Here is a 17,415-nt window from a genome sequence, read left to right on the forward strand (position 1 = left end):
CGTGGCAAAAGTCATCAATCCGGATATCTGCGTGATCGGTGGCGGTGCCGCCGGGCTTTCCGTGGCGGCGGGTGCCGCCGCCTTCGGTGTTCCCGTGGTCCTGATCGAACGCGGCACCATGGGTGGGGATTGCCTCAACCACGGATGCGTGCCGTCGAAGACGCTGATTGCCGTCGCCAGGCACGCGCAGGCGATCCGTATGGCGGGTCGCTTCGGTCTGGCCGCTGGCCAACCCGTCGTCGACTATCAACGCCTTCATGCCCGCATCCACGAGGTCATTGCCGGTATCGCTCCGCACGATAGCGTCGAGCGCTTTACCGGCCTCGGCGTCGAGGTGCTGCAATCCTCGGCCCGGTTCGTCGATGAAAATACCGTTGCCGCCGGAGACCATCTCGTCCGCGCCCGCCGTTTCGTCGTCGCCACCGGCTCGTCGCCGGCGATCCCTGATATTCCGGGCCTCGACAAAGTGTCGTTCCTGACCAACGAGACGCTGTTCGATCTGACCCGGCTTCCGGCCCATTTGATCATTGTCGGTGCGGGTCCTGTTGGCATCGAGATGGCGCAGGCCTATCGCCGGCTTGGCGCCGGCGTCACCGTCATCGAGAGCCGGCGCGCGCTTTCGGATGCCGATCCCGAGCTTTCATCGATCGCGATTGCCGCACTTCGGCACGGGGGCGTGGTCCTGCACGAGGCAACGACGATCCTTGGCGCCGAGCAGGATGGCGGGCGGGTCGTTCTGCGATGCGAGAATGGAGGCGGCGTTTTCCAGGTCGAAGGCAGCGATCTCCTGATTGCCGCCGGTCGTCGGCCGAACCACGCATCGCTCGGCCTTGCCGCCGCCGGCATCGACCACAATGCGAAAGGCATAGAGGTCGGGCCCAACCTTCGCACCAGCAATCGCCGCGTCTATGCGATCGGCGATGTCGCAGGCGGGCTGCAGTTCACCCATGTGGCGAGCTATCATGCACGGCTGGTGCTGCAGCAGATGCTGTTTCGATTGCCGGCGCGGGAAGATCGGACGATTGTGCCGAAGGTCACCTACTCCGATCCGGAAATCGCCGAGGTTGGATTGAGCGAGACGGAGGCGCGGGAAAAATTCGGCGCCGTCGACGTCATCAGGACCGATCTTGCCGCAGGCGACCGTGCCCGCACGGACGGGGTCGAGGCTGGCGTGATCAAGATCGTCGCCGGCCGCCGCGGACGCATCCTCGGTGTCGGCATTGCCGCCCCAGGTGCAGGGGAGCTGATCAACATGTGGTCGCTTGCGGTCGCCAACGGCATGACGCTGAAACAGGTCCGCGGCTATGTCGCACCCTATCCGACCCTTTCCGAGATTGGAAAACAGACGGTCATCTCCTATTATGCGCCCTTGGCGAGGAAGGCGGTCGTGCGGTCCGCCATCAGGGCCTTGCGGTATTTCGGCTGACGGACAGGGATTTTTCGGGACGATGAGCGAAGAGGCGCAGCCGACGACGGTGAGTGAAGCGCCGCGAACCGCAGCGGGCTTCCTCCGCGGGCTCTCGGGCAAGCTGCTGTTGCTGACGATCGTTTTCGTCATGCTGGCCGAGGTGCTGATCTTCGTGCCGTCGGTCGCAAACATGCGCATCCGCTGGCTGCAGGATCGGCTGAACACCGTCGCTGCCGCCGCCGTCGTCGTCGACGGCCTGCAGAATGTCGAGCTGCCCCGAAACGTGCAGGACGACACGCTGATGGCAACGGGCACCAAGGCGATCGTCATTCGCCGCAAGGATGCCTCGCGGATGATCGCTGCCGCCGACATGCCATCAGAGATCGACGGCGAATACGACACCGCCAATTTCACCGCCTTGGCGGCGATCCGCGATGCCTTCGATACGCTGCTGTTCGGTGGCAACCGGGTGGTGCGCGTCTACGGGCCGCTCGGTGAAAGCGACGCGGTGATCGAGCTGGTCATGGCTGATGCCAGCCTGCACAAGGCGATGCTCGTCTATTCCCGCAACGTGTTCTTCCTGTCGATCATCATCTCGCTGATTACCGCGACGTTGATCTTCCTTGCGATCAACCGGATGCTGATCGTGCCGATCCGGCGAATGACGGCGAGCATGCAGGAATTCTCCAACGATCCGTCCAATCCGGCGCGCGTGCTCGTTCCGCCGGAGGGGCGCGACGAACTCGCGGTCGCCGGCCAGCATCTGGCGAGCATGCAGCGCGAGCTGCAGAAGACGCTGAAGCAGCAGAAGAGCCTTGCCGAGCTTGGCCTGGCGGTGTCGAAGATCAACCACGACATGCGCAATATCCTGTCGTCGGCGCAGCTGATCTCCGACCGTCTCGCCGATGTCGATGATCCCGTCGTCAAGCGCTTCGCACCGACGCTGCTGCGGGCGATCGACCGGGCCGTCGGCTATACCCGCGAGGTTCTTTCCTATGGCCGTACCACCGAGGCCGAACCGCACCGCCGGTTCGTCGCCCTCAAGCCGCTGGTCTCCGATGTCGCCGAGCTGCTTTCGATCGATCCGCAATCCGGCATCGAATTCCAGATCCAGGTGCAGGACGACCTTGAGGTCGACGCCGACAGCGAGCAACTGTTCCGGGTGGTGCACAATATCTGCCGCAACGCCGTCCAGGCGCTGACGAATCACGAGGCCGAGGACGGGCGGCCACGCGTCGTCAGCGTTTCGGCGATGCGCATGGGCAGTGTCGTCACCATTTCCGTCGACGATACCGGCCCAGGCATGCCGGCAAAGGCCCGCGAAAATCTTTTTGCAGCCTTCCGCGGCTCGGCGCGCTCGGGCGGCACCGGTCTTGGCCTGGCGATTGCACGCGAATTGGTGCTCGCCCATGGGGGAACGATTGCCCTTGTGGAAAAGCCGACGCCCGGAACGCTTTTTCGCATCGAATTACCGGACCGCCCGGTGCCGCTCGATGCATTTCGCTCCAAAGCCCGGCATTGAAGGGGTTCGCGGGTGAGATTGCGCGCTGATTTCGCCGTGAAAATCCACAGCTTGAAACCGCGTCGTCGTAAAAATGAAATTTTTTGCCGAGCGGCGCTTGCAATCCCCGAAAGGACCCTTTAGAGAACCGCTCACGCAAGCGGTTCGACCGCTTCAGGCAAGCACCCGTAGCTCAGCTGGATAGAGCACCAGACTACGAATCTGGGGGTCAGGAGTTCGAATCTCTTCGGGTGCGCCAACAATTTCAAAGCCTTAACTGAAGGCGCTTCTCCAGCATTCCCTACAGCGTCGCGCGTCTTATTGGACGCGCAAAGGACGCTGTAGCACTTTGACTTGCCCCCGCAGGCACCAACTCCACGTCGTCCTCTGCGAGGTGTACGATGCAGGATTGCGGCGTCTACGGCAGGTGGCTGAAGCGGGCGACCTGCGCATCCTTCATCAGGCTGCGAAAGTTAGGTCCGGTGACGTGCACCAGTGTCTTGTGGTCGCCGCCTTCGAAATAGACGTCGCTGGCGTCTTCGAGGCTTTCGTCGAGGATCACCGGTACATCGTAGGCCGATCCGATCGGCGGCACCGCGCCAATGTCGCAATCGGCGAAAAGCGAACAGACCTCCTCCTCCGAGGCGAGGCCAAGGCGTCTGTTCATAACACTCTGCAATGTGGAGAGCTCGATCCGGTGCGTACTCGGAACAACGGCGAGGACGTACCCCATTTCGTGGTGTACGACCACGGACTTGGCCAGTCTGCTGCCCGGAACATGCGCGGCGCGCGCCGACTGGCTGGTCGTTGCCGTACGATGGTGCGCGACGGTGTCGTAGGCGACACCCTCGCCGTCGATATAGTCCTGAAGTTTCCTTGCGATAGTCATCGTTGGGCGCCCCTTGTGTTACGTTGTGACGCATAAGAAGACATTTTCCTCTCATCGCCTGCGAAGTCAACGACGAGCCTATGGTCGCAAGCGTGCGCGCGCTTCGGTTGATTGAGCATCCGGCTACGTTTGCGAGGCGTTTTCGTCGGCGCTTCACTAGCGCCGCGATCAAAAAAAACCGCGCTGGTTCTCCGTTCCATCCGATCGTGATGCGCCTCGGCGGAGCCGTAAGAACAGTTGTAATAAATCTATATATTAGTATAATGTAACTTACAGGCTGCGCGCTTGCGTTGCGCCTGATGGGGGCGGAAGAGAGCGATCCGGAGGCGTCTGCGGCGGCCGGAAAAAGGGGGCATCCTCACGATCTTTTGAAGCCTGCGACTGAAAAATGGCCGGTCCGATTCCCATATAAAAGGGAGCCGTGCGGCTGATGGAAGGAGGTGCCCGATGTATCGTTATATGATGAAAGAGCTGCTGGTGATCGTAGCCGGGCTTTCCGTCTGCGCTTTCGTGATCCTGTTCTTCCTCGCGAGCGCCGCGCACGGCGTCTAACGCGATCCGCGGGCTGAATGCCCCTGGCGCTTGTGCGCCGTCATGGCGAAGGCGGGCCGAGCAGGTCGAGCGTTCGTCGATCCTCTTCCCCGGCAAAATAGAAACTGAGGGCCTGCCCGAAGACGCTGCCTGTGTTTGCGGCCTTCGAAAACAGCGTCATCGACGAGCGGAATTTCATGTCATCAGGGCTTGCGAAGATTTCGTGTGCCGAACACCCGATCAGCCCGTTGACGGTCTCGGTGCATTCGACAAGCCTGGGCCCGAGGATTGGATGGGCGAGATAGGCCCTGGCCTCCGCGAGCCCGGAGATGGCGAAGCGCTGGGCCATCGGCGAATGCCCGAGGCCCGCAAGCTGGGGAAAGACGAACCACATCCAGTGGGTCTCTTTGCGGCCACGCCGCAATTCGTCGAGCGCTGCGGCATGGACGCGGCCCTGAGCGTCGACAAAGCGCTGCAGCACGAAAGGGTCTGCCATGATCGCTTCTCCCGCCCTGGCGCGCCTGTGTGCCCGCTACAGCGCCGCGCGTCTTATTAGACGTGCAAAGGTCGCTGTAGCACTTTGAATGGCTGCATGTTTTTATCCTTAAATCGAATAGGACTTAAGGAAACATGCAGTCGGGTGGTGTCCGCTGCCGCCGGTCGCGCCCATTGGCGGCGGCCCCATTGGCAGCTACGATACATCCTACCAGCGATGATGAACATGAACCTTGACCAGCCGCTCGTAAAGCGCGGCGATGGCGGCCTTGGCTTTTTCGTCGATGGCAGGCAGCGCGCTGGCAGCCGCATTGGATTGCGCCTGCGTCTCATTGCGGGCGCCAGGGATGACGACGGACACGGCATCCTGCTCCAGTATCCAGCGCAGGGCGAACTGCGCCATCGGCACGCCTGCGGGCACCAGCGGGCGAAGCTGCTCGACGGCTTCCAGTGCCGTCTCGAAGGGCACGCCTGCAAAAGTCTCGCCGACATCGAAGGCTTCACCGAAGCGGTTGAAGTTGCGATGGTCGTCGGCGGCAAACGCCGTGTCGCGGGTAATCTTGCCCGACAGCAGCCCGGAGGCGAGCGGCACGCGCACGATCACGCCGACATTCTTCTTCCTGGCTTCCGCGAAGAACAGATCCTGCGGCCGCTGGCGGAAGATGTTGTAGATGATCTGGACGGTGGCAACACCCGGATACTCGATCGCCTTCAGAGCTTCCTCGACCTTCTCGACCGAGACGCCGTAATTGCGGATCTTGCCCTTGGTGATGAGCTGGTCGAGCGCACCGAAAAACTCCGGACGGTAATAGACGTCGGTCGGCGGGCAGTGGAGCTGGACGAGATCCAGCGTTTCGATACCGAGATTGCTAAGACTGCGATCGATGAAGGCTTCGATATTGGCGCCGGTGTAGCCTTCGGTGACATGCGGGTTCAGCCTGCGTCCGGCCTTGGTGGCGACGAACGGCTTTTCGCCGCCGCGCTCCTTCAGGACGGCGGCAATGATCTTTTCAGACCGTCCGTCACCATAGACGTCGGCCGTGTCGACGAGGGTGACGCCGCTGTCGAGTGCGGCATTCAACGCGCGCTTGCCGTCCGTTTCGCTGACGTCGCCCCAGGAGCCGCCGATCTGCCAGGCGCCGAAGCCGATCTCCGAAATCGTCGCACCTGTCTTGCCCAGAACTCTCGTTTTCATGCAGATCATCTCCCTGGCGTCGAAATCGTTTTCGGATTGAATATTATTCGGTTTGCGGGTCGCTTTTATGATGGTTCGATCGGCAAGGGGAAGGCGATCAATCGTCGGTCGAAATGACCGCGCGGCCGCGGCTGAGATCGGTGACCATGGCAAGAATGCCGTCTGCTTCGTCCTTGCGCATGTCGACCGTCATTACCGGCCCCTTGTCGGTGAAGGTTTCGCCTGAGATCGTGACGTCACGGGCAAGAAGGCGGGCCTTGATCAGCGCCAGATCGGCAAAGTCGCAGGCGATGGTGGTGCGTATCGTCTCGATCATTTCGATCTTCTCGGCCGCCCGCAGGCAGAGCGCGGCGGTGCCGCCATAGGCGCGGATCAGGCCGCCGCTGCCAAGCAGGATGCCGCCGAACCAGCGGGTGACCACCACGACGACGCGGTCGAGCGACTGGCCATCGATCGCAGCGAGGATCGGCTTGCCCGCGGTCCCGCTCGGCTCGCCGTCGTCGTTGAAGCGATAGGCCTGGCCGATGCGCCACGCCCAGCAATTGTGGTTGGCGGTGGGATCGGAATGCTCAGCAAGGAAAGCCTTTGCCGCCTGCTCGTCGGGCACGGGCGCGCAGATTGCCAGAAACCGGCTCTTCTTGATTTCCTGCGTCGAGGTTTCTGTGTGCTTGAGGGTGAACATCCGCTGCTTCCGTTTGTTCAACGCTGATAGCGGATTGCTGCCAAATGCGCCATCCGGCGCACGCAGGTAGCGCGGTCGTCAAAGTCCGAAGCGGCGGACCGGAGCAATGAGAACTGATTTATCCCTCTCCCCCGTGGGGGAGAGGGCCGTACTTGTTGATGCAGGCCGGCTCAGCCGATCGCCATCAGGCTGGCATTGCCGCCGGCAGCGGCGGTGTTGATCGAGGTAGACACCTCTTCCAAGAGCCAGTTGAGGCAATAGGCGTCGGGGTTGCGGCCGATCTCGTCAGTCGAGGCGGCCTGGACCAGAACCAGCGGACCCGGCAGGCCGGCGATCACCTTGTTCACCTCACGCACACGCTCGCCGTCGCCTTCGACCAGTGCACCGGCGAAGGGGCCGTCCGCCGACCAATCCTTCGACCAGGACAGGCGGGTGGAAACACTTGCCGGCAAGGTCTTCAGCGAGGACTGCAGGCCCGACGCCGCGTCGATGACGACGGTGTTGCCGGTCGCCAGTGCCGCGCCGAGCTGGCGATAGAGGCCGGTCTCGGTGGCTGGCACCAGGAGCACGCGGCCGCGAGGATGCAGCGCATAGAGGTTACGCTCGCCAACCGGGCCTGGAAGCTCGGAGATGAGGCCGAGGGCCGAGTTGCTGCCGGCTGTGCGGGCGGCTTCGGCTTCCGCCTTGACACCCTTGCCGTCGAGCCATTTGGCGAAGTCGAGCAGCGCCGGATCGGTGTGGACGGAGCTGTGCTGCGGCGGCACCGGGGCGGTGGCGACGAGGCGGCCGAGATAGAGCGGACCGCCTGCTTTCGGGCCGGTGCCCGAGAGGCCACGACCGCCGAAGGGCTGTACGCCGACGACAGCGCCGATGACGTTGCGGTTGACGTAGAGGTTGCCGGCCTTCACGCGAGACGTGACGTGGGCAATCGTCTCGTCGAGGCGGGTGTGCAGGCCGAAGGTCAGGCCGTAGCCCGTCGCGTTGATATCGTCGATCAACCGGTCGAGATCGTCACGGCGGTAGCGGATGACGTGGAGAACGGGACCGAAGACCTCGCGCTTGAGGTCGGAGAGCTTTTCGAGCTCGACGATCGTCGGCGGCACGAAGGTACCGAGTTCGGTACCGGACGCGAGGCCGATCTGCTCGACCTTGCGACCCATGCCGCGCATGGTTTCGATGTGCTTCTCGATGATCCCCTGCGCTTCCGCGGTGATGACAGGGCCGACGTCGACGGAAAGCTTGTCCGTGCGGCCGATCTTCAGTTCGTGCAGCGCGCCCTTCAGCATCGCGAGGATGCGGTCGGCGACATCTTCCTGCAGGCACAAGACGCGCAGCGCCGAGCAGCGCTGGCCGGCGCTGTCGAAGGCCGAGGCGATCACGTCGCCGACGACCTGTTCGGCGAGCGCCGAACTGTCGACGATCATGGCGTTCTGGCCGCCGGTTTCGGCGATCAGCGGGATCGGCCGGCCCGACGGCGACAGCCGGTCGGCCAGCTGCGCCTGGATGAGGCGTGCGACTTCGGTCGAGCCGGTGAACATCACGCCGGCGATTTCAGGCGCGGCAACCAGTGCCGCACCGATGCGACCGTCACCGGGCAGGAGCTGCAGCGCGTCGGCCGGAATGCCGGCTTCGTGCAGGATGCGCACGCCCTCGGCGGCGATCAGTGGCGTTTCTTCCGCCGGCTTTGCCAGCACCGGGTTACCTGCGACGAGTGCTGCGGCAATCTGGCCGGCAAAGATCGCCAGCGGGAAGTTCCACGGGCTGATGCAGACGATTGGTCCGAGCGCCTTATGAGCAGGACCGAGTGTGCGGCGGGTCTGTTCGGCATAGTAGCGCAGGAAGTCGATCGCTTCGCGCACTTCGGCGATGGCGTTCGGCAGCGACTTGCCGGCTTCGCGCACGATCAGGCCGAGCAAAGTCGGCATGCGGGCTTGCATGATGTCGGCTGCACGCACGAGGCAGGCTGCACGCTCTGCCGGTGAAACCGCCGACCAGCTCGAGGCGGCCTTCGCGGCAAGGCTTGCGGCCTGGCGGGCGTCCGCTTCCGATGTCTCGGTGACGGCGCCGACGATATCGCGGTGGTCGCCGGGGTTGACGACCGGGCGGGTCTCGCCCGATGCAGGACCGGTTGCCAGTTGCGGCACCGCGCGCCAGTCGATGGCAGCACTGGCCTTGAGCGCTTCGGTTAGCGATGCGAGCGAGGTTTCGTTGGAAAGGTCGAGACCACCGGAGTTCGGGCGTGCATCGCCGAACAAACCGACCGGCAGGGCGATCTGCGCGTGCGTCGCGCCGACGACAGGCATGGCGCGCACGATGTCGACCGGATCGGCAACCAGTTCGTCGATTGAGACCTTCGGGTCGGCGATGCGGTTGACGAAGGAAGAGTTGGCGCCGTTTTCAAGCAGGCGGCGCACCAGGTAGGCCAGCAGCGTCTCGTGCGTGCCCACGGGCGCATAGATGCGGCACGGCCGGTCGAGATTGCCCTTGCCGACGACTTCGTCGTAGAGCGGTTCGCCCATGCCGTGCAGGCACTGGAACTCGTACTTGCCGACCTGGAAGTCCTTGCCGGCCAGTTCGTAGATGGTGGCGAGCGACTGAGCGTTGTGGGTGGCAAACTGCGGGAAGATCACGTCGGTTGCTGCCAGCAGCTTGCGGGCGCAGGCGATGTAGGAAACGTCGGTGTAGATCTTGCGGGTGTAGACGGGGAAGTCTTCCAGGCCGTCGAGCTGCGCGCGCTTGATCTCGGCGTCCCAATAGGCGCCCTTGACCAGCCGGACCATGATGCGGCGGCTCGCGCGGCGGGCGAGGTCGATGATGAAGTCGAGCACGAAGGGGCAACGCTTGCCATAGGCCTGGACCACGAAGCCCATGCCGTCCCAGCCGGCGAGATCCTTGTCGAGGCACAGTTCTTCGAGCAGGTCGAGCGAAAGCTCCAGCCGGTCGGCTTCCTCGGCGTCGATGTTGAGGCCGATGTCGTACTTCTTGGCAATGACCGCGAGTGCCTTCACCTTCGGCAGAAGCTCTTCCATGACGCGGGCCGACTGCGCGCGCACGTAGCGCGGATGCAGCGCCGAAAGCTTGATGGAGATGCCGGGGCCTTCGTAGATGCCGCGTCCGGCCGATGCCTTGCCGATGGCATGGATCGCCGTTTCGTAGTCCTTGTAATAGCGCTCGGCGTCTTCAGCCGTGGTCGCGGCTTCGCCCAGCATGTCGTAGGAGTAGCGGAAACCCTTCTGCTCGAGCGCGCGCGAGCGGCGCAGCGCCTCGTCGATGGTTTCGCCGGTGACGAATTGTTCGCCCATCATCCGCATCGCCATGTCGACGCCGCGGCGGATCACCGGTTCGCCGCAGCGGGCGATCAGGCGCGTCAGCGCGGCCGAAAGGCTGCGGTCGTTGACCGTCGACGTCAGCTTGCCGGTCACGACCAGACCCCAGGTCGCGGCGTTGACGAACAGCGAGCGGCCACCGCCCAGATGCGACTTCCAGTCACCGTCGGAAATCTTGTCGCGGATCAGCGCGTCGCGCGTTGCCGTGTCGGGAATGCGCAGCAGCGCCTCGGCCAGGCACATCAGCGCCACACCTTCCTGGCTCGACAGCGAGTATTCGTGCACCAGTCCTTCGACGCCGGAACCTTTATGTTTTGCGCGCAGGGCCTCGATCAGCTTGCGGGCGGTTCTGGCGGCTGCCTTCTGTGTCTCGGCCGGAAGCGTTGCTGCTTCGACGAGCGGCGGCAGCGCTTCGGTTTCCGGCCGGCGGTACGCGGCGGTGATCGCCTGGCGCAGCGTGCCTTGCGCGCGGATCGGCGGTGCGAAGTCGGCAAAGGGGGCCGGGGCCGCATCGGCCTTTGGGCTGGATTTTTGAAGCTGGGTCTGGCTCATCGAACGCGGTCCTCCGGAAGGCGGTGACAAGGCGCAATGCGCCTTGGATTTCGTGGGCAGAAAATACGCGTCGTCCCGCCGAACATCCATCCGGCAAATTTCGTCATTCTCGGAATGTTTCACTATCGCAGTGCCGGCAAACCGATGGGGATACGGAATGTAGGCTTGAGTGCCGGATGATCCGAAGTTCTACGCGGCCTGCCCGAAGTGCCGTTCGCGCGCCATCAGACACTCGTCGTCACCGGGCATGCAGGTGCGACAGACGATCGGCCTCACAGCGTAGATCTTGCAGGCGACATGCACCCCGAGCTTGCCGCCGAGTGCCGTGCAACGGTTGTCTTCGCAGCGCATGCCGCCGAGGTCGGCGGCGACGTACTCTTCCGGTATCAGGTCGAGTTCCTCGTCCGTCTCCATCGAGAATCGCGGCCAGTCGGAGGAGTAGGCGCAGCAGGCGCCGCAGCTCTGACAGTCGAGGATTTCATCGGTGGCGGTGGTTTGGGTCATGGGCCAACCTAGCATGAAGGCCCGGCGGCCGGAATGCCCCTCATACCAACCTGCACGGATATTGGCCCACTGCGTGGGACCGTCTGCGGTCGTCCGGGAAGGAGCGGACCTTAGAGCGATGCCTGGACATCGGTCGAGGATTGCGAGGCTGCCGGTGGCCGACAGGCGGCCCATCCGAAGGGCCGGGCGCTTTTGGCCTCCTGATAGCGTCGACAATCCTCACCGGACCGCGTGGTCCGGCTCCGGTTTTCTCCTTACAGGAAACCAAAATCGCGCCGGCGCAATGGGTCAATATCCGTGCAGGTTGGTATCAGGCGAAGGCAGCGTCCCGGCGGGCGATTTCGTAATCCTCGGTATGAACGAGAACGCCATCCTTCGTCACCACGGCAATGCCGTAGGCTGCTGGTTCATCGACTGAGAGCGAGGCATCCGGCGCATCGAACGGCATCGGCTGCTGGTGCACCGGGCTCTTGAAGACAGAGAAGGGTATGCCGCGGCTGGAACCGCTGATCGTGCGGTGCACATGGCCGGCGAAGATGTGGCGCACATTGCCGTGGTTCTTCACGAGCGCATAAAATTCCACTTCGTTGACGAGGCGGATCATGTCCATGCCGGTGAAGCCGGTGGCGTGCGGGGGATGATGCATGAAGATGAGCACCGGCCTGTCGCCGGCTTCTGCCAATTGGCGATCGAGCCAGGTAAGGCGTTTCTGGCACAGGAGCCCGGCATGGCTGTTGGGGTAGTCGTAGGGCGGCGCAAACAGCGTGTCGAGCAGGATCGCCCGGCAATCGCCAAAGTCGACCACTTGCTGCACGAAGCCATCGTCGTCCGTTACGGCGTCTGCAAAGACGTCGAGAAACACGTCGCGCCGGTCGTGGTTGCCGATCATGATGGCGGCCGGAGGCAGCAATTGATCGGTCAGCGTTTTCAGCCGCTCGTAGGAGGCGCGGTCGGCATGATGCGCGAGGTCGCCGGTGAAGATCACCCGGTCGGCATCCGCGTGGTAGCGGTTCACATGTGCGATACCGTTGGCCAGGCGCTGGTAGGGATCGAGGCCGATGATCGTCGTGCCCTCGGGCACCATGTGCAGGTCGGTAAAGATAATCAGTTTCGTCATTACATTTCCAGGCGAGGGGTGTCTTCCCGCCACGCTGTAGTGCGCCCGGCTGCACGTCAAGCTGCATCTTTGGGGGGAACCTGTCGGGACATAACGCGGACCGACCGGTTGAGGTCGGCTCGCAATGCGTCACTTGATGCGGCTGGTCTTGTCGAGCATGGCCGTCTCGAAATTGCTGCCGCCGCTGAGTTCGGCGAACTTGCGCTCAGCAAAGGCGTCGCCCTCGGCCGCGGCTTTGCGGAAGATGGCGCGCGCGGCCGATGAATCCTTGGTTACGCCTTCGCCGGTCTCCAGCATCAGGCCGAGATTGACCATCGCGTCGACATTGCCGCGCTCGACGGCGAGGCGATAGAAGCGCGCGGCCCTGGCGTTGTCTTCCGGCACCAGCTTGCCTTCATCCAGGATGACCGCGAGGTTGAATGCGGCGATGTCATCGCCGGCGAGCGTCGCCCGCTCGAACCATTCGATGGCGAGCTTGCCGTTGGCGGCGGTGCCCATGCCGTCGCGGTAGGCGACGCCGAGATTATAGGCAGCGAGGATATTGCCGGCTGCGGCGGCTTTCTGGTTGAGCGCGAATTCGGTCTTGATGTCGCCCTGTTCGCCGACAAGCACCGCATAGTTGGTCATCGCCAGCGCATGGCCGTGTTCGGCCGCTTCGCTGAGGATGCGCAGCGACTGGATCTTCTGGCCGGCCTTGTCGAGCACGCGGGCCAACTGGAACTCGATGCGGGCGCCGGCATGCTGGTTATAGGCCTCGCGGCAGGCCGAAAGGGCGATACCGATCTTCATGTCCTCGGTCGCAACTGCCGGGAAGGCCTGGTTGCGCTGCAGGTCGAAGATGCTGCCCGCCTCGCGGTCGCAGATGTCGACGGCCGAAAGTTCTGCCGCACGGGCGGGAGGAAGCGCGATTGCCGCAAGCGCCAGGAAGCTGACGATGGCGAGAAGCAATGCGTTGAAGATGCGAATGCCTGTTTTGCGCTGATTTTCCATGATGCTCTCCCCGTCTCTTGACGCGAACTTAGCCCGGTGGGTTCGCACTGCCTGTTCCGGCGGTAACAGCCGGATTGCTGGGGCTCTGGCGAAGTGGAGAGGTGGCAAGGAACGCACCATTGCGCGTTCGGCTTGTTTCCGCTGATATCGGGGATATCCTTTGGGAAAGCCGGACGCTCGAGGGCTCGAACGCGTCGAACAGGGAGAAGGACCATGATGGACCGGGAGCTGGTGCGGCAGATGCTGGTGAGCAGGCGCGTCGTCGTTGGTGGCCTGTTGTTGGCGGCCATGGGCGGCGGCGTGGCAACGACCATGGCGAGCCCGGTGATCGGCAAGGCAACGGAAATCCGCGGCGACGTTCGTCGTCGACAGACTGAGCAGGAAGAGGCTCTGGCTGTCGGTGCGCAGATCTTCGACAACGATCATGTGCGCACCGAGGCCGAAAGTTTCGCAACCCTGGCGCTTGGTGCCGACACCCGCGTCCTCTTGGGTGCTGAGACCGATCTGCTGGTCGACAGCTTCATTGCCGGCCAGGGCGGTACGCTCGAACTCGGCATCGGCCGAATGGTATTCGACCGCCCCGAGGGGCTGCCCAAGGTCGATGTTGCCGTCAGGACCGCTTTCGGCATGATCGGCGTGCGCGGCACCAAGTTCTTTTGCGGCCCGAGCCGTGTCGCCTTCGCCGTCTTCGTCGAGCATGGCAGCGTTGCGGTCGCCGCGGGCGGCGTAACGCAGATTGTCGCTGCGGGGCAGGGCGTCGAGTTCCGACAGCGAGGCGACGCGCCGAGCGACCCCGTCAACTGGGGACAGGCGCGGATCCGGGAAGCCTATGCCAGTGTTGGCCAACAGTAGCGTCGGCAGCACCACGAGGAGCAATTCTCTGCCTCAATCGATGCCGACCATGGAATTCTGCAGTGGCGCTACACCTGTTCAGGGTCGGCGACTGTGAAGAGTTCCATCGTGGCAAAGCCGCGGATTTCATGGCTGCCGAGCGAGCGAAGCCGTTGCTTGCTTTCAGCTGCTGCAGCCGGGCCGACGCAGATGGCCGTGCCCAGAAATTTGTTTGCCTCCTGCAGTCGCGCTGCAAGGTTGATGGCGTCGCCATGGGCGGTGTAGTCGAGCTTGCCGCCGGCGCCGACTTCGCCAAGCACCGCCTGACCCGTCTCGACCCCGATGCGCGTGCGCCCGAAATCCCGTGCGGCAAACTGCGGTCGCCTGCGCATTTCTTCGGTCAACGCATGGATTGCCTTGGCGCATTCGATTGCCTTGTCGACATGATCGGCCAGATCCTCCGGCGCGTTGAAGAAGGCGTGCACGGCGTCGCCGACCACCTTGTCGACCATGCCGCCATATTGCGCTACCAGCCCGTTGACCTCGGTAAAATAGATATCGAGCAGGGCGATGAGGTCGCGCGGCCCGAGTTTTTGCGAAAGCGTCGAAAAGCTCTCGATGTCGGTGAACAGCGCCGTCACCGCCCGTTCCTCGCCCGCAACCCGGGCAGCACCTGGATTGTCGATGTAGCGCGCGACGACGGATTGCGGCAGGTATTGCGAGAATTTTTCCCGCGCCGTCGCTTCCGCCCGCCTGACATGGGCGAACTGCAGCGTGCTGGTCACTGCCAGCACGGCAGCAAGTGCGACTGAAATGCTCACTGCATCGACGAGCCAGCCGCTGGTGCGGTAGATCGCGGCAGTCGCCGCGACGACGACGGCAACCGCGACGATGCCGAGCACGGCCGATGTCATCGGCCGGAGCCTTGCCGCGCCATAGGCGGCGGCAATGCCCGCTGCCAGCGAGAACAGGGCCTCGATGACGGGAAGCCGCGCGTCACGCCGTGGAATGAAACCGGTGGCGATCGCATTGGCGATATCGGCATGGATCTGAACCGAGGGCTCGAGCGGCATTGAGGCGCTCGGCCGGAGGCCGCCGAGATTGGGCAGGCTGCTGCCGATGAAGACGAGTTTGCCCGCAAACCTGTCGCTGCCTGCTTTCCCTGAGAGAACGTCGGCTGCCGAAATGGTCCGGGCGGCGATCAAGTCAGGGGTGCTCGCGACGAAGCGCAGGCTGCCGGTATCGTCGAGTGTGATCACCTGCCTGTCGAGCCGCAGCCAGGCTGGGTCGCCGCCGAGTATCGGCGTTCCTGCACCCATCATCAGCCGCGTCGCCTCGATCGCAAGCGTCGGATAGGCCTCTTCGCCGAGAACAGCGAAAGCCTGCACCCGTCGGATACGGGCATCCTCGTCGCCGACAAGAAATGATGCGGCCGCCGCCTTGGCGTGATCCATGAAGGAAGGGCAGGAGGTTTCCGCGCCGTCGAGGAACCAGAGTTCCGGTGCTGCGAAGGGGCGGCTCAACGCCAGTGGCGGAGCCGGGCGAGGGCGCTCCTGCAGCGTATCGGCAATGAGAAAGCCGAGAACGACGGGGGTCTTCGAAAGCGCTTGCGAAAGCGATGTATTGCCTGGCAGCTCTGCCGCACAATCGGAACTGAAGACGAAGTCGACGGCGATGACCTTGGCGCCGGCCACGGTCAGTCCGGATAGGAGTTCGGCGGTTGCCGCCCTGTCCCAGTCTCCATCAGGCCGGGATTGGTAGGCCGCCCGGTCGATATCGACGACGACGATGTCGGGCGATTGCGGTGACGGCACCCATTGCATCAGGCGGTCGAAGAACAGCTCCCGCTGCGTTTCGAATACCGGTTCCGCATAGAAATAGAGTGCCAATGCGACGATCAGGCTCGTCAGGATCCCGCCGGCGAGCGGAGTGAAGCGAAATTGCCGGCGAGGTTGCACGGTCATGCCGCCTAATCCTCTTCAGGATCGGCGATGCTCAGCAGCCGGCCGACCTTGCAGGCGATGATCCCTTCTCCCCGCTTGATGGCGCCGCTCTCCTCTAGCCACAGAATGGCCCGGTTGACCTTGGGGCGACTGGCGCCGAGAACGCCGGCGATATCCGTCTGGCTCATCGTCAGCCGCAGATTGGCGCTTTCGGGAAGCTCGTTGCCGTGGATCTGCCGGAGTGTGGCCAGGAAGAACCGCGCAACGCGGGCGTTGAGGTCATAGAGCGCGATGGTTTCCAGCCGCTCGGTGGTGTCGCGCAGCTGGGCGCAGAGAAAGCGGATGACGGACTCAGCTGCCGCCGGCCGGGTAGTGACCATATCGAGAAACGCCTTCTTGCCGATCACGTAGCCTTCGGACGCCGTCTGCGCCGTGGCGTCTGCCGACCGCGTCTGGCCGTCGAGCACCGCCATCTCGCCGAAGATCGCGCCGGCTTCATGCTGGCGCAGCATCAGTTCGCGGCCCTGCGGTGTGATCAGAGAAAGCTTGATGCGGCCCGATATGACCACGATCATATAGTTGCCTTCGTCGCCACGCTGGAAGATCACCGTGCCGGCCGGCCACTTTCGATAGGTGGCGATATCGGCGAGATCCTCGATCGTTTTCTTGTCGAACCCTTCGAAGATCGCGAATGAGTGCCAGAAGGCCGGGCTCCTGTTGATTTCGTTCATGAGATGCCCCCGCGCGGCGTCCCCTGCCGCGCCTGAATTTCACCCAGCAGCCCCGTCCTTGCAACAGAAAAGAACACTTGTGGCCGAACCAGCGCTCGCTAGGACGAAAAGCACTGCACAGACTGGGCCGCGGCTCAAATGTCGGTTGACGATAAATCCCGGTTGTCTCTACGTTGTGAACGATCTGTCGCCGGGCGTGCGGCTAGATGAATTTGAAAATGCTGATACTTCTGCTGCCAACACTCGTTTCTCACAGGAGCCTCGCATGTCTCAGAATGTCGTCGTCCTCATCGGGCGCATTCTCCTTTCGATCATGTTCATCACCGCTGGCTTCGGCAAGCTGACTGATCCCGCCGGCACCGCCGGAATGATTGCTAATGCCGGCTGGCCGGCAGCAACCGCGCTTGCCTATCTCGCCGGCGCTTTCGAGCTGATCGGCGGTCTTGCCGTTCTGGTCGGCTTCCAGACGAAGATTGCAGCCTACCTGCTGGCTCTGTTCTGCCTGGTCACCGCCTTCGTCTTCCACAGCGGCGCAATCAACATTCCGACGTTCCCGCCGGAAGCCAACGGCCTGCTGAGCGTCTTCAACGGCCTGATGATGATGAAGAACATCTCGGTTGCCGGCGGCTTCCTGGTGCTTGCCGCCTTCGGCCCGGGCGCACTGTCGATCGACGCACGTCGCGCCTAAGACATTCCAGACATGAAACGAAAAAACCCGCC

At 63.4% G+C, this 17,415-nt stretch carries 14 protein-coding genes, 1 tRNA gene and 1 pseudogene; 5 read left to right on the forward strand and 11 right to left on the reverse strand.

What is annotated here, in order from left to right:
- Position 1 precedes the first annotated feature (1 nt).
- The 3 genes from ASD52_RS13465 (at position 2) to ASD52_RS13475 (ending at position 3,168) form a co-directional block, all read left to right on the forward strand.
- Complete coding sequence (locus ASD52_RS13465) at positions 2-1,426, forward strand: FAD-dependent oxidoreductase (protein WP_057224637.1); 1,425 nt, start codon at positions 2-4, stop codon at positions 1,424-1,426.
- A 22-nt stretch (positions 1,427-1,448) separates the two neighbouring features.
- Positions 1,449-2,930: a HAMP domain-containing sensor histidine kinase gene (locus ASD52_RS13470; RefSeq protein ID WP_025425754.1), complete on the forward strand. Its 1,482-nt coding sequence runs from the start codon at positions 1,449-1,451 to the stop codon at positions 2,928-2,930.
- A 161-nt stretch (positions 2,931-3,091) separates the two neighbouring features.
- A tRNA-Arg gene (locus tag ASD52_RS13475) sits at positions 3,092-3,168 on the forward strand.
- A gap of 159 nt (positions 3,169-3,327) precedes the next feature.
- On the opposite strand, the gene ASD52_RS13480 is transcribed toward ASD52_RS13475, so the two are convergent.
- The 9 genes and pseudogenes from ASD52_RS13480 to ASD52_RS40750 form a co-directional block, all read right to left on the reverse strand.
- On the reverse strand, positions 3,328-3,798 hold the full coding sequence (locus ASD52_RS13480) for an aminoacyl-tRNA deacylase (protein ID WP_025425755.1): 471 nt from the start codon (positions 3,796-3,798) through the stop codon (positions 3,328-3,330).
- Positions 3,799-4,390: 592 nt separating this feature from the next.
- Positions 4,391-4,828, reverse strand: a complete 438-nt coding sequence (locus ASD52_RS13485; protein ID WP_198956827.1) for a DUF1810 domain-containing protein — start codon at positions 4,826-4,828, stop codon at positions 4,391-4,393.
- Positions 4,829-5,032: 204 nt separating this feature from the next.
- Positions 5,033-6,019: an aldo/keto reductase gene (locus tag ASD52_RS13490; protein WP_025425758.1), complete on the reverse strand. Its 987-nt coding sequence runs from the start codon at positions 6,017-6,019 to the stop codon at positions 5,033-5,035.
- Positions 6,020-6,116: 97 nt separating this feature from the next.
- Positions 6,117-6,701 (reverse strand): YigZ family protein, encoded by a 585-nt coding sequence (locus ASD52_RS13495; RefSeq protein WP_025425759.1) that lies wholly within the window; start codon positions 6,699-6,701, stop codon positions 6,117-6,119.
- A gap of 170 nt (positions 6,702-6,871) precedes the next feature.
- Positions 6,872-10,579 carry a trifunctional transcriptional regulator/proline dehydrogenase/L-glutamate gamma-semialdehyde dehydrogenase gene (gene putA / locus ASD52_RS13500; RefSeq protein WP_025425760.1) on the reverse strand — a complete coding sequence of 1,236 codons (3,708 nt, stop codon included), beginning with the start codon at positions 10,577-10,579 and terminating at the stop codon, positions 6,872-6,874.
- 189 nt (positions 10,580-10,768) lie between these two features.
- Positions 10,769-11,083: a YkgJ family cysteine cluster protein gene (locus tag ASD52_RS13505; RefSeq protein ID WP_025425761.1), complete on the reverse strand. Its 315-nt coding sequence runs from the start codon at positions 11,081-11,083 to the stop codon at positions 10,769-10,771.
- A 310-nt stretch (positions 11,084-11,393) separates the two neighbouring features.
- Complete coding sequence (locus tag ASD52_RS13510) at positions 11,394-12,200, reverse strand: phosphodiesterase (RefSeq protein ID WP_025425762.1); 807 nt, start codon at positions 12,198-12,200, stop codon at positions 11,394-11,396.
- Positions 12,201-12,329: 129 nt separating this feature from the next.
- On the reverse strand, positions 12,330-12,668 hold the full coding sequence (locus ASD52_RS40745; protein ID WP_309141641.1) for a tetratricopeptide repeat protein: 339 nt from the start codon (positions 12,666-12,668) through the stop codon (positions 12,330-12,332).
- Positions 12,645-13,190 (reverse strand): annotated as a pseudogene (locus tag ASD52_RS40750) (sel1 repeat family protein); the annotation flags it as partial. The pseudogene ASD52_RS40750 and the gene ASD52_RS40745, both read right to left, overlap by 24 nt.
- A 231-nt stretch (positions 13,191-13,421) precedes the next feature.
- On the opposite strand from ASD52_RS40750, the gene ASD52_RS13520 reads away from it, so the two are divergent.
- Positions 13,422-14,042 (forward strand): FecR domain-containing protein, encoded by a 621-nt coding sequence (locus ASD52_RS13520; RefSeq protein ID WP_025425764.1) that lies wholly within the window; start codon positions 13,422-13,424, stop codon positions 14,040-14,042.
- A gap of 68 nt (positions 14,043-14,110) precedes the next feature.
- Here the strand turns inward: ASD52_RS13520 and ASD52_RS13525 are convergent, their stop codons facing one another.
- Entirely contained in the window at positions 14,111-15,985 is a 1,875-nt protein-coding gene (locus ASD52_RS13525) for a CHASE2 domain-containing protein (protein ID WP_025425765.1), read from the reverse strand.
- Positions 15,986-15,990: 5 nt separating this feature from the next.
- Positions 15,991-16,695, reverse strand: a complete 705-nt coding sequence (locus ASD52_RS13530; RefSeq protein WP_025425766.1) for a Crp/Fnr family transcriptional regulator — start codon at positions 16,693-16,695, stop codon at positions 15,991-15,993.
- A 265-nt stretch (positions 16,696-16,960) separates the two neighbouring features.
- Between ASD52_RS13530 and ASD52_RS13535 the strand changes: the two genes are divergently transcribed.
- On the forward strand, positions 16,961-17,383 hold the full coding sequence (locus ASD52_RS13535; protein WP_025425767.1) for a DoxX family protein: 423 nt from the start codon (positions 16,961-16,963) through the stop codon (positions 17,381-17,383).
- The last annotated feature ends 32 nt before the right edge of the window (positions 17,384-17,415 follow it).

Origin of the sequence: Ensifer sp. Root142, assembly GCF_001426785.1 — a bacterium.
GTDB lineage: Bacteria > Pseudomonadota > Alphaproteobacteria > Rhizobiales > Rhizobiaceae > Ensifer > Ensifer canadensis.

What these genes read in the sequence shown, in the direction of transcription:
- ASD52_RS13470 (WP_025425754.1), top strand. Translation starts at nt 1,449, where the DNA reads ATGAGCGAAGAGGCGCAGCCGACGACGGTGAGTGAAGCGCCGCGAACC.
- ASD52_RS13480 (WP_025425755.1), bottom strand. Translation starts at nt 3,798, where the DNA reads ATGACTATCGCAAGGAAACTTCAGGACTATATCGACGGCGAGGGTGTC.
- ASD52_RS13490 (WP_025425758.1), bottom strand. Translation starts at nt 6,019, where the DNA reads ATGAAAACGAGAGTTCTGGGCAAGACAGGTGCGACGATTTCGGAGATC.
- ASD52_RS13495 (WP_025425759.1), bottom strand. Translation starts at nt 6,701, where the DNA reads ATGTTCACCCTCAAGCACACAGAAACCTCGACGCAGGAAATCAAGAAG.
- putA (WP_025425760.1), bottom strand. Translation starts at nt 10,579, where the DNA reads ATGAGCCAGACCCAGCTTCAAAAATCCAGCCCAAAGGCCGATGCGGCC.
- ASD52_RS13505 (WP_025425761.1), bottom strand. Translation starts at nt 11,083, where the DNA reads ATGACCCAAACCACCGCCACCGATGAAATCCTCGACTGTCAGAGCTGC.
- ASD52_RS13510 (WP_025425762.1), bottom strand. Translation starts at nt 12,200, where the DNA reads ATGACGAAACTGATTATCTTTACCGACCTGCACATGGTGCCCGAGGGC.
- ASD52_RS13525 (WP_025425765.1), bottom strand. Translation starts at nt 15,985, where the DNA reads ATGACCGTGCAACCTCGCCGGCAATTTCGCTTCACTCCGCTCGCCGGC.
- ASD52_RS13530 (WP_025425766.1), bottom strand. Translation starts at nt 16,695, where the DNA reads ATGAACGAAATCAACAGGAGCCCGGCCTTCTGGCACTCATTCGCGATC.
- ASD52_RS13535 (WP_025425767.1), top strand. Translation starts at nt 16,961, where the DNA reads ATGTCTCAGAATGTCGTCGTCCTCATCGGGCGCATTCTCCTTTCGATC.